The sequence below is a fragment of the Actinomadura napierensis genome, assembly GCF_039529375.1.
GTDB lineage: Bacteria > Actinomycetota > Actinomycetes > Streptosporangiales > Streptosporangiaceae > Spirillospora > Spirillospora napierensis.
In genome coordinates, this window is sequence record NZ_BAAAMR010000032.1 from 1 (window position 1) to 13,925 (window position 13,925).

A 13,925-nucleotide genomic window follows, 5' to 3' on the forward strand; every position below is an offset into this window, starting at 1 on the left:
GAGACCGCCGAACAGAACAAGACCGCCCGCGTCAACACCCTCAAAGGCCTGGTCAACGGCTGACCCCCACCCCCACCACCCAACCGCCACACCCCGCCCACACCGCACCGGGAGGACCCGCGATGAGCACCGACTACACCTACGTCAACTTCGGCGGCATGCAGAACGCCCAGGGCAACTTCACCAGCGCCCTCAAGAGCTACCAGGCCACCCTGGACACCCTCGACAGCCAGGTCCGCGCCCACCTGGCCGAATGGGACGGCGACGCCCGCAACGCCTACGAGCAGAAGTCCCGCGAATGGAAACTCGCCGCCCAGCGCATGGCCACCGCCGTCTCCAGCATGAGCAAGGTCATCGGCGAATCCCACGACATCCACCTCGGCGCCGAACGCCAGAACACCGCCATGTGGGGCAGCTGAACCCACGCCCTAAGCTCCCATCCGCCCCAGACGCCAAACCCCAGCCATCAGGGACACGGACGCCACACCACGGCGCGAGCCGCGTCGACCCGGACGGTGCCCGGTGGTTCAACGCCGACGATGCACGCCCGCTCAGCTAAGGCTTCTTCGAAGGCATGGAGCTCCTCCCACCGGGCGTGGTGTCGTGCACCCTGTGGAACCCTCCGGCCGCAGAGACCGCCTCGGCAAGCACGTGCAGCGCCTCGGCACCGCCTGCATGAATTGGCTCGGGCCTAGAAGAAGCTCATCGAAAGAACGAATGAACTCGCCAGAATCGTCGAGCTCATGACTTCGGCGGAAGCGTCGAAGCAGCGGAACGGTACTCCTGGAGGAGCAGGCAAAAGGTGCCAAGCAGGCTAACGAACAGGCGCAGAAGGTCGCCGCAGAAAAGCTGAAGTCGCTTTACTCTGGCATGGGGGAGAGTGGTCTGCCCTGCAGGGGAATCGGAAGCTTTGGAGGGTCGGTCGGACTTGGGGTGGGTGCGGCGGTCGGCGGAACCATCGGGAGTGTCGGCAGCGCAATCTGGGGCGACATCGAGGATCTCTTCCAGGAAGGGTCGCTCATGTATCAGTTCCAGCTTGCCGTCGGTATCGTCGTGATCGCCTTGGCGCTATTTTCCCTGATCGGTTGCGTGGTGAGGGCCAGTCGGAATGCGCCCTTGGATGGCACGCAGTTCGTCGTCGCGGCGAACTTCGGCCTTGGTCTGTTTCTGGTGGGCCATGCGCTTTCGTGGGACGGGGCCTTTGGCGGGGTAATCCTGATCTGCTCTGCGGTTATCGGCTTCGCTTCGGGCATTGTGCTTATCTTCAGGCTGATTCGCTCGCAGCTAAAAGACCCGTTTCGGTGAAGTTCTTCATCCTTTCGCGCTTGAATTATTCAGGGTTCGAGAAGAGCAATGTTGTGTTAGGGGGTGCGGCGGAGGTGGGTTAGGAGGTCTTGGTGGCGTTGCCAGTATTCGGGGGAGTAGCCGTCGCCCAGGTGGAACCAGGTGAGGGGGGCGTCCGGGGGGCCAAGGCGTTTGCGGGAGAAGCCCGGCGGGCCCGTGTAGACGCCGGCGGAGGCCAGGCCGATGGGAGCCGAGGAGCCCGTCCAGCGTGGTTCGGTGGTCAGGTCGGGGCGGCCGGGGGTGAGCTGGGCGAGGAGGGCGGTTATCGGGTGGTCGGCCGATAGGAGGTCGATGAGGGACGGGAGTTGGCTGATCGGGGGGTCTTCGTCCTCGGTGTAGCCGATAGTGAGGGTCGTCATCTCGGCCGTGCCGGAGGCTGGGGGGACGAGGGGCGAGAAGTCCGAGGTGGCCATTGCCGGGCGAGTGCTCGCGCCAATGGTGATGAGGCGGGACGACGTGCTGTTCGTTGCGCAGGTCGTGAAGTGTTCGGGGCTCCAAGGGTTTTGCACCGGCTCGGTCAGGCCCCAGCCTTTCGGGGGCTCGCCGGTCAGGAGGCGCATGAGTTTTTCCGTGTGCGCGCCGAGTGGAGCCGTTGGGTTGTGGCGGGCCTGGAAGGTCAGGACTAGCTGGCTGCCGGCGGGAGCGGTCGGGGGTGTTCTGTACGTGGGGGCGTAGTCGCGGGCGTCTGGGTCGGGGACGAAGGCGGTGCCGCTCCATTGCATGGGGCGGCCGGTGAGGCCTTCGTAGTAGCCGTTGCCGTCGTGGACGAGCCAATGGGTTCGCGACGCGCGCAGGGGGATGGTCAGCCGGCTCGTGGTGGGCGTGACGAGTTGGAGGATGCGGTTGGTGCTTTCGCACTCGGAGAGGGCCTGGGAGAGAGCCGGGGTGAGAGGGACGACGGGACGATCGTTCAGCACGACCATGGCCTGGGTGGTGAGGACGTCGGCGCCGCCGGTGGTCTGCGTCATGGGACCGTCCAAATCGTGCCATTGAGAGTTTCGGCGCAGCGGTGGGCCAGGTGATCGGCATCGGGTGAGTCTGTGGCGGCGTGGATTTCCGTCCACCAGACGGGAGCGGTCGATTCGATTCCCAGCAGGCGTTCTGTTTCGCCGGGGACGGACACCAGGACCGGTTCCTGGACGCGCAAGAGGAGGCGATCTTCGGAGTCGAAGACGTAGTTTCCCGCCGCCTGGAGGGGCGGCGGTGCCAGCGCCTGGAGGTCGAGTTCTGGTTTCCGGGCGGTCAGGACTATCAGTTCGCGGCTCATGGGGCGCTCAGGGAACGGGTGAAGACGTCGGCCGCGATTCTGGTCGCGGCGGCGTGGGTGGGCATGCTGACGCGTTCGGGGGCGATGGCGATGCCGGCCGCCAGGTGGCGGTCGAACGGGAGGAGGGTGACGGGGAGCGTGCCGCTGCTGAGGAGGTGGGCGGCGCGGTCGAGGTCGGCGTCCGGGTTCGGGGTGTGCGAGACCAGGGCGATGACCGTGCGCTGGAGGAGCGGGGCGAAGCCGTTCAGCGCCATCCAGTTGAGGGCGGCGCGGGCGCTGAGGGCGCCGTCGGGGGTGCCGGGGGTGACGAAGACCTGGGCGTGGGCGCCGTGCAGGATCCCGCGTTGCAGATCGGAGACGAGGCCTCCGCCGCAGTCGATGACGGTGGTGGAGAAATAGCGTCCGAGGCGGCCGGTTCCGTACTGGAAGGCGGTGTGGTCGAGATCGTCCGCGACGGCGCCCTTCGGAGCGGCGGGCAGGACGAAGAGGCCTTCGGGAGTGCGGCCGAGGTGGGCGGCGGTCTCCTCCCAGCTGAGCGGACGGGTGGCCGCGAGGTCGCGGAGCGAACTCGGGGCGCTGACGCCGAGGCGCAGTGCGAGGGAGCCGAGCCCGGGGTCCGCGTCGATCGCGAGGACGCGGTCCGGGCGGTACTGCCGGAGGATCCCCGCGATGAGCGCGGTGATCGTCGACTTGCCGGCGCCGCCGCGGATGCTCGTCACCGCGATCCGGCGGCCTGACGGGACGGGGACGCCGATCTGCACTGTGAGCTGATCCAGTTCACGGACCCGGCCCGCGGCCGACGCCCCCACCGCGCGGCGTACGCCGCGTCCTAGGCGGCGGGCCATCGGATCGCCGTGCGGGTTGCGTCGGACGAGGTCCTGAGGAGCCGGCACGCTTCCCGGCTGTGGGGCGGAGCGGCTGGTCAGGCCATTGCTCGCGGGCGGTCGCGCCGGCGGCGCGGCGTTGTGCGCGGTTGTCCCGGACGGCGGCGGCGCGGGCGTGCTGCTCGGCGGCGGCTCGGATGGCGGAGCGATCGTCCAGCCTGGGGACGCGGGAGGTGTCGAGGGGCTTGGCTGCGCGGGGACGACACCGGTCGGCCTTTCCGGACGCGCGATGGGCTCGATGTCTCCGGGCGGTGGCGTGTTGAGAGCAGCCCGCCCCGGCCGGGTGGTGGGTGGTGTGTTGTGCGCGGGTGACGTCGATGGTTCGTCGGTCGGGGCTCTGGGCGGCGGCTCGGGGAGAGGAGGGATCGCCCATCCTGGAGTTGCCGGTGCCGGTGCCGGGCGTTCGGTGTCGGGGGCGGTCGCTTCTCCTCGGGGTTCGGGGGGAGATGCCGATGTGGTGTGGGGGGTCGCTTCCCCTGGCGGTTCGGAAGTAGCGGGGGTGATCGCTACTTCGGAGGGCTTAGTGCTGGGGGTGGTCCTTGGTTCGGCGGGTGCCGGTACCTCGGCGTTCGGGGGCGCGGCGGGGGCGGTTGTTCGGCTGATGGAGGCGGCCGGGGCGGGGACCGTGTCGGCGGGTGGGGTCGGAGGGGGCGTCTCCGCAGTCGTCGCGGGTGTGGCCGAGTCCGCTGGGGTGGGTGGTTCGGTGGGGAGGTCCTTCGCTTCGGACGGTGATGGATCGTCGGTGTCCGACGTCGTTTCGGGGCCGGTGGGGGAGGCTTCGGGCTCGGATGCCCGGCTCGCCTGCGCGGCATGGGGTGGAGGGGCGGCGACCGGTGGGGGTGTTGGTTTCGGATCGGTCGCCTGAGGGGCTGGTTCGTTGGTTGTGGCTGAAGGGGTGGCTGGTGCGGGGAGTGTGGCCGCGGTTTCAGGTGTGGGGGATGGGACGCCGTTCTCGGACGTGGGGAACGTGGTGCGGGCGAAGGGGGCTGTCGGAGTGCGGGTGCCGGCGGGTGGTGTGGGGTGGGGGGCCGGTCCGGGGGCTTGAGACGAGGTGCCGGTGGCGGGGGTTTCAGGCGCCGGGGCAGAGATGGCGGGCGCCGGGGATGCGTTGCGTGTCCGGGGGCGGTCCGCGAGTGGCGGGGCGGGCTCGGGCGCCGGGGACGTGTTGCGAGGGCGGTCCGCGGGGGCGGGGGCCGGGGGCGTTGGGGGTGGTACCGGGCGCGGGTCCGGGGGGACCAGGCCGGTTTTCAGTGCGCCGAGGTCGCGCAGCACCGCGTGCTGCCAGTCTCGATCGGACACCGAGCCCCTTCCAGCTCCGCATTGATTGGGCGAGACGAGTCTAGACAGGCACAGGCGGAAGATTCCGACCAATTGTGTGTTGGGGCGTCAGACGTGGTGTGGACGGTCAGAGGTACAGTCCCGTGGCGGTGTCCGACGGCGTGGGGGCGGCGGTGCGGAGGTCGTCGGCGCGCAGGGTGGTGATCTCGGTCTCGGACGGGGCGCCCGCCGAGGTGAGGCGCTCGGACTGGGCGGCGATGGCGGCGTCCAGGAGGTTGCGCATGAGGCGGCCGTTGCCGAAGGACGGGCCGCGCGGGGTGTCGCGGAGGACGGTGCGCAGTCGCGAGGCGACGTCCGGGGCGAGGGCGAGGCCCTCGGCGGCGGCGAGGTGCCCGAAGATGGCGACGAGTTCGTCGTCGGTGTAGTCGGGGAACGCGATGCGCTTGGGGAAGCGGGATTGCAGGCCGGAGTTCGCGGCGAGGAAGGCGTCCATTTCGCGTTCGTAGCCGGCGGCGATGACGACGAGGTCGCCGCGGTATTCCTCCATGAGCTGGACGAGGGTGGCGACGGCCTCCTGACCGTAGGCGTCGCCGGCGAGGGAGTAGGCCTCGTCGACGAACAGCACGCCGCCGAGGGCCTGCTCGACGGCGGCGCGGACGCGCGGTGCGGTCTGGCCGAGGTAGGGCCCGATGAGGTCGGCGCGGGACACCTCGACGAGGTGGCCGGACGACAGCAGCCCGAGGTGGCCGTAGACGGACGCGACGAGGCGGGCGACGGTGGTCTTGGCGGTGCCCGGGTTGCCGGTGAAGATCATGTGCCTGGTCGGGACGGTGACCTGCTTGCCGGCGGCGCGGCGCAGTTCGGCGCCGCGGGCCTCGGCGGCGAGGCGGCGCACCTCCTCCTTGACCGCGGGCAGCCCGATGAGGGTGTCGAGTTCGGCGAGCGGGTCGGTGGCGGGCAGGACGCGTCCGGCGCCGCTGAGGCTGTCGGGGATGTCGTCCGGCAGCAGCGCGGCGAGGTCGTCGGGGGTGGCGCGGCGCAGGGCGGTGACGCGGCGGGCCTGCAGGGCGGTGGCGCGCTCGCACAGGTTGCGCATGACGCGGGCGTTGCCGAACGAGCGGCCGCGCGGGGCGCGGCGGAGCAGTTCGGCGATCTTGTCGAGGGCGGCCGGGGCGGGCGACAGGCCGGCGGCGGACGCCTGGCCGGTGAAGATCTCGATGAGCTCGGCGTCGGTGAAGTCGGGGAACCGGACGGTGGTGGGGAAGCGGGACGCGAGGCCCGGGTCGGAGGCGATGAAGCGCTGCATCTCGCGCTCGTAGCCGGCGACGACCACGACGAGGTCGTCGCGATGGTCCTCCATGACCTTGATGAGCTCGGCGATGGCCTCCTGCCCGTAGTCGTCGGACATGGTGGTCTGGGTGAGCGCGTAGGCCTCGTCGATGAACAGCACGCCGCCGACGGCGCTCTGCGCGACGCCGCGCGTCTTCACCGCGGTCTCGCCGACGTAGCGTCCGACGAGGGTGGAGCGGGACGCCTCGACGAGGTGGCCGGACGACAGGACGCCGAGGTCCTTGAAGATGCGGGCGAGCAGCCGGGCGACGACGGTCTTGCCGGTGCCGGGGTCGCCGGTGAAGACCATGTGCCGGGCCGGTGCGGCGGGCGAGGGCAGCCCGGCCTCGCGGCGCAGCTTGGCCGCCTTGGTGCCCGCGACGAGCAACTCGATCTCCGCCTTGACGGTGCGGAGGCCGGTGAGGGCGGCGAGTTCGGCCATCGGGTCGGACGGGGTGCCGGCGGTGTCGAACGTGGCGGGGACGTCGGCGCGCTTGACGACGAGTTCCTCGCCGGGCGGGGTGTTCGCGCGGACGTTCTCGACGACGATGTCGGCGAGGCGCTGGGCGAGGCGGGCGTTGCGCAGGTTCCGGACGGGCGGCGTCCGGACGAGCAGCTGCCCGGCGGCGGTCAGGGCGCGCTTGTGGGCGCGGGCGCCGCGCTGCTGGAGGGCCCGGTTGAACAGCTCGGCGTACCCGGCGGCGTCGAACGGGTGGGTCCGGACGACCTGGATCCGCAGCGCGAGCCCGGGGTTGAGCTCGCGGATCCGCTCGTCGCCGCCGGGTTCGCAGAGGACGACGATGTGCAGGTCGTCGTGGACGTCGAGGGCGCGGTGCAGGTCCTCCAGGACGGCTTCGCCGCTGCGGCCGTCGCGGGCCATGTCGTCCAGGCCGTCGATGACGACGAGGCGGTTCCCGGCGGCGTCGCGGACCTCGCTGTAGAGCTGCGCGGTGGCGGAGGAGACCTCCTTGCCGGCGAAGTAGTCGTCGGCGAGCCACAGCGGCGGCTCGACGATCTGGTGCTCCTGGAGCAGCCGGGCGATCTCCTGGGCGGCGTCGCGCTTGCCGGTGCCGTCGGGGCCGACGAGCATCAGCCGGACGGGCCCGCCGGTCTCGGCGATCTCCTGGAGCGCGGCGACGACGCCGGGCTGGCCGACGAGGCCGGAGCCGGCGTCGGCGCGGCGGGTGCGGCGGGTCCGGGACGGGGCGCCGCCGACGCTCGCGGCGAGCGGGTTGACCATGCGGCGGCGCGGGGTGAACAGCCGGCGGACGTCGGCGCCGAACTCGCCGACGGGGATCCATTCGGGGTCGGGGATGCGCGGCTCGTTGGGCAGGCCCTGGACGCAGCCGGTGAAGCGCATGGCCATGTCGAGCCAGCCGCGGCAGGCGTCGATGGCGCCGGCGCCGAGGGCGCGTCCGAGCCATCCCCATTCGTTGAGGTACCAGGGGTTCGGTTCGAACTTGTCGCGGGCGCGTTCGAAGCGGTCGAGCAGCTCGCCGTAGCGGTCCTCGGTGAGGACGGCGGACAGTTCGGCGGGGACCTGCTTCAGCCCGCCCTGGAGCAGCAGGTGGACGAGCAGGTCGTCGGCGGTCTCGTCGTGCGGGGCGACCTCGCGCAGGTGCTCGTGGACGGGCAGCAGCCCCGAGCACACCCATTCGAGGTAGCCGATGGGTCCGGCGAGTTCGGGCAGGGCGGCGACGATGTCGTCGCTCGCGTGGGCGAGCCACAGGGCGCGCTGCTCGGGGAGGGGCGTCTGGATCCGCAGCGTGGGCGGCGGGTCGTCGTACAGCTTGATGAGGGCCTGGCGGCGCCGCTCGATCGGCTCCAGGCCCGCGAAGACGTCGAGGGACTCGCGGGCGAGCGTGAGGGCGAGGTCCTGGTCGCCGCAGTCCTCCAGCCATTCGAGGGGCTGGAACGAGCCGCGGCTGACGCCCCAGCCGCCGGCGTCGCGCAGGGGATCGCGGGGTTCGTTGTAGTAGCCGTTGAAGAACTGGTACTGCAGCCGGGAGTGCGTGCCCGCGTTGACGGCCCCGGCGCCCAGCAGGAAGTCGAGGGTGAGCAGCAGTTCCGCGACGACCAGCGGGGCGGGCGCGGTGAGCAGCGCGTGGCCGTCGGTGGTGTGGTCCTTGCAGCGGGGGTCGGTGGCGAGCGCGTCGATGCGGGCGCGGATCTCGTCGTAGAGGCCGTCCGGGACGCGCCATGGCCCGTGCGAGTACACGTCGAGGACGGGCTCCTCGGAGACGAGAAGTTCCAGATGTTCCGGCAGCCGCACCGCGTTCCCCCTACAAGCACACGAACCCGACCGAAAGCCTAGAGCGTCGGACGGGGCGCCGTGGGCGAGTCCGCAGGACGCCGGGCCACGGCGGGGGCCTGTGGACGACCGGACCGGACGGACGGAACGATCGGGCATTTTTCCCGCTAAACGCGATCTATCACTTTGTTCACAAGGGAACGGGCTATCCCCGGTCACGTTCCGCCGGTCAACTGGGTAGGTATCCGAAGATTCGGTTCGCCCGCCGGACCGGCCCATGCTTCTGCGACGCTCAGCGCCGAGCCCGGGAGGCCGTCGGGTGCGGGCGGACGCGCCCGAGCCGTCTCCTGGGAGAACACGTGATCACCAAGCTGCTCGTCGCGAACCGCGGCGAGATCGCCGTACGCGCGTTCCGCGCCGCGTACGAACTCGGCATCGCCAGCGTCGCCGTCTACGCCCACGAGGACCGGCTGTCGCTGCACCGGCAGAAGGCCGGCGAGGCGTACGAGATCGGCGAGCACGGCCACCCCGTCCGCGCCTACCTCGACGTGGACGGCATCGTGGAGACGGCGCTGCGGGTCGGCGCCGACGCCGTCTACCCCGGCTACGGGTTCCTGTCGGAGAGCCCGGAGCTGGCGGAGGCGTGCGAGCGCAACGGCATCACCTTCGTCGGGCCGCCGTCGCGGGTGCTGAGCCTGGCCGGCAACAAGATCGAGGCGGTCGCGGCGGCGCGCCGGGCGGGCCTGCCGGTGCTGCGGTCGCTGACGCCGGAGGCCGGACGCGAGCTGGAGGCGGCCGACGAGGTCGGCTTCCCGCTGTTCGTGAAGGCGGCGGCGGGAGGCGGCGGGCGCGGGCTGCGCCGCGTCGACCACCGCGAGGAGCTCCTGGCCGCGGTGGACACCGCGCGCCGCGAGGCCGAGAGCGCGTTCGGCGACCCGACGGTCTTCCTGGAGCAGGCGGTGGACCGGCCCCGCCACATCGAGGTGCAGGTCCTCGCGGACGGCGCGGGCCACACCGTCCACCTGCGCGAACGCGACTGCTCGGTGCAGCGGCGGCACCAGAAGGTCGTGGAGATCGCGCCGGCGCCGCACCTGGACGCGGCCATCGCGGAGCGGCTGTGCGAGGACGCGGTGACGTTCGCCCGCGAGATCGGCTACGTGAACGCCGGCACCGTCGAGTTCCTGGTCAACGACCGGGGCGAGCACGTCTTCATCGAGATGAACCCGCGCATCCAGGTCGAGCACACCGTGACCGAGGAGGTCACCGGCATCGACCTGGTGCAGAGCCAGCTGCGCATCGCGGGCGGCGAGACCCTCGACGACCTCGGCATCTCCCAGCAGGACGTGACGGTCTCGGGGTTCGCGGTGCAGTGCCGGATCACGACCGAGGACCCGGCGAACGGCTTCCGGCCCGACACCGGGAAGATCTCGGCGTACCGGTCGCCGGGCGGCGCCGGGGTGCGGCTCGACACCGGCACGGCGCACGGCGGCGCGATCGTGTCTCCGCACTTCGACTCGCTGCTGGTCAAGCTGACCTGCCGGGGCCGGACGTTCGAGGAGGCCGTGCGGCGGGCGCGGCGGGCCGTCGCGGAGTTCCGCATCCGGGGCGTCGCGACGAACATCCCGTTCCTCCAGGCGCTGCTGGACGAATCGGACTTCCGCAGGGGCGGGGTCAGCACGTCCTACATCGCCGACCATCCGGAGCTGTTGACGGCCCGGTCGAGCGGCGACCGTGCGACGCGGCTCGTCCGGTACCTGGCGGACGTCACCGTCAACAAGCCGCACGGCGACGCGCCCACGACCCTGGACCCGGCGACGAAGCTTCCGCCGCTCCAGCTCGACGGGCCGTTCCCGGAGGGCTCGCGCGACCGCCTGCTGGCGCTCGGCGCGCGCGCGTTCGCCGAGCAGTTGCGCGCGCAGAACGCACTGGCCGTCACCGACACCACCTTCAGGGACGCGCACCAGTCGCTGCTGGCCACCCGAGTACGGACGTACGACCTCGTCTCTGCGGCGCCCTATCTCGGGCGCATGACTCCGCAGCTCCTCTCCATAGAGGCATGGGGTGGCGCCACCTACGACGTCGCGCTCCGCTTCCTGGGGGAGTCCCCTTGGGACAGGCTCGCGGCGATCCGGGAAGCAGCACCGAACCTGTGCATCCAGATGCTGCTGCGTGGCCGCAACACCGTCGGCTACACGCCGTACCCCGATTCGGTGGCGCGGGCATTCGTCAAGGAGGCCGCCAGTACGGGCGTCGACATCTTCCGCGTGTTCGACGCCCTGAACGACATCGAGCGTATGCGTCCGGCGATCGACGCGGCGCTCCAGACGCACGCGCTGGTGGAAGGCACCCTCTGCTACACGGGCGACCTGTCGTCCCCGGACGAACGCCTCTACACGCTCGACTACTACCTGCGCCTCGCCGAGGAACTGGTGGAGTCGGGTGTCCACATCCTGTGCATCAAGGACATGGCCGGTCTCCTGCGGGCTCCTGCCGCGCGCACACTGGTGAGTGCCCTGCGCGAGCGTTTCGACCTGCCCGTCCACCTGCACACCCACGACACCGCGGGCGGCCAGATCGGCACCTACATCGCGGCCATTGAAGCGGGCGTCGACGCGGTGGACGGCGCCGCCGCACCGCTCTCCGGTACGACGAGCCAGCCGCCCCTGCAGGCGATCGTTGCCGCAACCGATTTCACCGGACGCGCCACGGGAATCGACCTCGACGCCCTCACCGTGATGGAGCCCTACTGGGAGGCGGTGCGCAAGCTCTACGCGCCGTTCGAGATGGGCCTTCCGTCGCCGACCGGACGCGTGTACCAGCACGAGATCCCCGGCGGGCAGCTGTCGAACCTGCGGCAGCAGGCCGTCGCGCTCGGCCTCGGCGACCGGTTCGAGGAGATCGAGCGCTGCTACGCCGCCGCCGACCGCATCCTCGGCCGCCTGGTGAAGGTGACCCCGTCCAGCAAGGTCGTGGGGGACCTCGCCCTGCACCTGGTCGCCGCGGGCGCCGACCCCGACGACTTCGCAGAGAACCCCGAGCGCTACGACATCCCCGACAGCGTCATCGGGTTCCTCAACGGCGAACTCGGCGACCCGCCCGGCGGCTGGCCCGAGCCGTTCCGCACCAAGGCGCTCGCCGGACGCCAGTACACCCCGGCCCGCGCCGAACTCGACGGCGCCGAGGAGAAGGCGCTCGCCGGGGCGGAGGTGCGCGACACCCTCGACCGCCTGCTGTTCCCCGGCCCGGCGAAGGAATACCGCGAGTCCCGCGCCGCGTACGGCGACCTGTCCGTCCTGCCCACCGGCGCGTTCCTCTACGGGCTGCGCACCGGCCACGAGGTCGCCTTCGACCTCGAACCCGGCGTGCGCGTGCTGGCGGGGCTCGAAGCGGTCGGCGACATCGACGAGGCGGGCGTCCGGCAGGTCATCTGCACGGTGAACGGCCAGCTGCGGACGCTGTCGGTCCGCGACAAGTCCGTCGTGTCGGACGCGCCGCCGGTGGAGCGCGCCGACCCGTCCGAACCCGGCCACGTCGGCGCGCCGTTCGACGGCTCGGTCACGCTCCGCGTCGCGAAGGGCGACCAGGTGGCGGCCGGCGACGTGGTCGCCACGATCGAGGCGATGAAGATGGAGGCCGCGATCACCGCTCCGGTGGCCGGCGCCGTCTCCCGCCTCGCCGTCCCGCAGGCCACGCCCGTCCAGGCCGGCGACCTCCTCCTCGTCATCGGCTGATCCGGCCGGCGGTCCGCCGCTGTCAGGACTCCGGGCGGACGGCGTAACCGCCCAGGGACGGTTCGAGGAGGTCGAAGGCGTTCTTGGCGGACTCGGTGAGGGCCGCGGCGATCTCGTCGTGGTCCTCACCGGTCCGGGTGCGCCGCAGGGTCTCCTCGAACAGGACGCGGTGGACGCCGATGAGCTGCGCCGAAGCCACGCGGGTGAGCACGTCGTCCTCGCTCACCCCGGCCTCCTGGGCGAGGACGGCGGTGAGCGCGTTCTCGCGCTCCTCGTGGAACTCGCGCAGCCGCGCCACCAGCGCCGGGCTCTCGGTGATCATGCGGGCGAAGCCGGCGCCGGAGAAGCCGATGACGGCGTCGTGCCGGGCCACGGCGTCCAGGAACGCGCGGCGCAGCGCGGCCAGCGCGGACTCGCCCGGCGCGCGGCCGGCGACCGTCCGGGCGGGCTGCGCGACGAACTCCTCGTGCAGGTCGAGGGCCAGGTCCTCCTTGCGCGGGAAGTAGTTGGTGACCGTCATCTTCGCCACCTGCGCGGCGGCGGCGACGTCGGCGATGGTCACGCGGTCGAACCCATGCCGCAGGAACAGGCGGGTCGCCTGGTGCGAGATGGCCTGCCGCGTCTGCTGCTTCTTCAGCTCCCGCAGTCCCATGCCGCCATCCTCTCATAGCTCGGCCTAAATTTATATCTGACCCAGTTCTAGGCTTGACCTAAGTTTATGCCGCCGGGCTGCCGGGTACCGAGATCGCGTGACCCGTTCCCTCCCGGCCGGACGAGCAAAGGACACCGCCCTGAACGCCAGCACCCCCCGCGCCGCGTCCCCCGAGTCCGCCCGCGCCGCGTCCACCCGTGGCGCAGCGGCCCGGGGCACCTCCGCGCGCGGCGCGTCCGCTCGCCGCACGTCCGCGACCCGCGCGTCCACGACCCGCGACCTCATCGACCCGATGAAGGACTACCTCTCCCGCATCGGCCGGACCCCGCTGCTCACCGCCGAGCAGGAGGTCGAGCTGGCCAAGCGCATCGAGGCCGGGCTGTTCGCGCGCGAACGCCTGGAGACCCTCGGCGGCGCCCTGTCCGCGCAGGACCGCGAGGACCTCGCCTGGATCGCCACCGACGGGCGCCGCGCCAAGGAGCACATGGTCGAGGCCAACCTGCGCCTGGTCGTGTCGCTGGCCAAGCGGTACATGGGCCACGGCCTGCCGCTCAACGACCTCGTCCAGGAGGGCAACCTCGGGCTGATCCGCGCGGTGGAGAAGTTCGAGTACCGGCGCGGCCTGAAGTTCTCCACCTACGCCGTCTGGTGGATCAAGCAGGCGATCAGCCGCGCCCTCGCCGACCAGTCCCGGACGATCCGCATCCCCGTGCACGTCGTCGAGGTGCTCAACCGGATGACCCGGACCCGCCGCCGCCTGATGCAGGACCTCGGCCGCGAGCCCACCTCGCAGGAACTGGCCGTCGAGCTGGACGTCACGCCCGAGAAGGTCGAGTGGCTGCGCCGCCAGGCCCGCGAGCCGCTGTCCCTGCAGACGCCGCTCGGTGAGGACGGCGACGGCGAGCTCGGCGACGTCATCGAGGACCCGGACGGCGGCGACCCCGCCGACGTCGTCGCGTCCTCGATGCTGCGCGGCAAGCTCGACGCGGTGCTGGAGACGCTCACCGAACGCGAGGCCGGCGTCATCTCGATGCGCTTCGGCCTCGCCGGCGGCGAACCGAAGACGCTCGAAGAGGTCGGCAAGGTCTACGGCGTGACCCGCGAGCGCATCCGGCAGATCGAGTCCAAGGGCATGCACAAGCTGCGCCACCCGTCCCGCCGGGAGACCCTCGCCGACCTGCTCAGCTGA

At 71.5% G+C, this 13,925-nt stretch carries 8 protein-coding genes and 1 pseudogene; 4 read left to right on the plus strand and 5 right to left on the minus strand.

Translation table 11 applies throughout. The annotated features are described in order from the left end of the window. Nucleotides 1-122: 122 nt before the first annotated feature. Both ABD296_RS19320 and ABD296_RS19325 read left to right on the plus strand, forming a co-directional pair. A complete protein-coding gene (locus ABD296_RS19320; RefSeq protein WP_344268590.1) occupies nt 123-419 on the plus strand; it encodes a WXG100 family type VII secretion target in 297 nt (98 codons plus the stop codon). A gap of 514 nt (nt 420-933) precedes the next feature. Next, nucleotides 934-1,305 (plus strand): hypothetical protein, encoded by a 372-nt coding sequence (locus tag ABD296_RS19325; RefSeq protein WP_344268592.1) that lies wholly within the window; start codon nt 934-936, stop codon nt 1,303-1,305. 56 nt (nt 1,306-1,361) lie between these two features. On the opposite strand, the gene ABD296_RS19330 is transcribed toward ABD296_RS19325, so the two are convergent. From ABD296_RS19330 to ABD296_RS19345, 4 genes are all read right to left on the minus strand, one after another. Further along, nucleotides 1,362-2,312 carry a DUF6177 family protein gene (locus tag ABD296_RS19330; protein WP_344268594.1) on the minus strand — a complete coding sequence of 317 codons (951 nt, stop codon included), beginning with the start codon at nt 2,310-2,312 and terminating at the stop codon, nt 1,362-1,364. Beyond that, complete coding sequence (locus ABD296_RS19335; RefSeq protein WP_344268595.1) at nt 2,309-2,611, minus strand: hypothetical protein; 303 nt, start codon at nt 2,609-2,611, stop codon at nt 2,309-2,311. The genes ABD296_RS19330 and ABD296_RS19335 overlap by 4 nt, the downstream gene beginning before the upstream one ends. Continuing rightward, nucleotides 2,608-3,504, minus strand: coding sequence for a MinD/ParA family ATP-binding protein (locus ABD296_RS19340; RefSeq protein WP_344268597.1), 897 nt, complete (start codon nt 3,502-3,504; stop codon nt 2,608-2,610). Before ABD296_RS19340 ends, ABD296_RS19335 begins: the two co-directional genes overlap by 4 nt. 1,396 nt (nt 3,505-4,900) lie before the next feature. Beyond that, nucleotides 4,901-8,374: an AAA family ATPase gene (locus ABD296_RS19345; protein WP_344268598.1), complete on the minus strand. Its 3,474-nt coding sequence runs from the start codon at nt 8,372-8,374 to the stop codon at nt 4,901-4,903. Nucleotides 8,375-8,712: 338 nt separating this feature from the next. On the opposite strand from ABD296_RS19345, the gene ABD296_RS19350 reads away from it, so the two are divergent. Continuing rightward, nucleotides 8,713-12,084 carry a pyruvate carboxylase gene (locus tag ABD296_RS19350; protein WP_344268600.1) on the plus strand — a complete coding sequence of 1,124 codons (3,372 nt, stop codon included), beginning with the start codon at nt 8,713-8,715 and terminating at the stop codon, nt 12,082-12,084. Nucleotides 12,085-12,106: 22 nt separating this feature from the next. On the opposite strand, the gene ABD296_RS19355 is transcribed toward ABD296_RS19350, so the two are convergent. Further along, a complete protein-coding gene (locus tag ABD296_RS19355) occupies nt 12,107-12,736 on the minus strand; it encodes a TetR/AcrR family transcriptional regulator (RefSeq protein WP_344268603.1) in 630 nt (209 codons plus the stop codon). A 286-nt stretch (nt 12,737-13,022) separates the two neighbouring features. Between ABD296_RS19355 and ABD296_RS19360 the strand changes: the two are divergent. Then, a pseudogene (locus tag ABD296_RS19360) lies at nt 13,023-13,925 on the plus strand (RNA polymerase sigma factor); the annotation flags it as partial.

Bases quoted from the DNA above. Each gene is read 5' to 3' on its own strand.
- ABD296_RS19320 (WP_344268590.1), top strand. From the start codon at position 123: ATGAGCACCGACTACACCTACGTCAACTTCGGCGGCATGCAGAACGCC.
- ABD296_RS19330 (WP_344268594.1), bottom strand. From the start codon at position 2,312: ATGACGCAGACCACCGGCGGCGCCGACGTCCTCACCACCCAGGCCATG.
- ABD296_RS19335 (WP_344268595.1), bottom strand. From the start codon at position 2,611: ATGAGCCGCGAACTGATAGTCCTGACCGCCCGGAAACCAGAACTCGAC.
- ABD296_RS19355 (WP_344268603.1), bottom strand. From the start codon at position 12,736: ATGGGACTGCGGGAGCTGAAGAAGCAGCAGACGCGGCAGGCCATCTCG.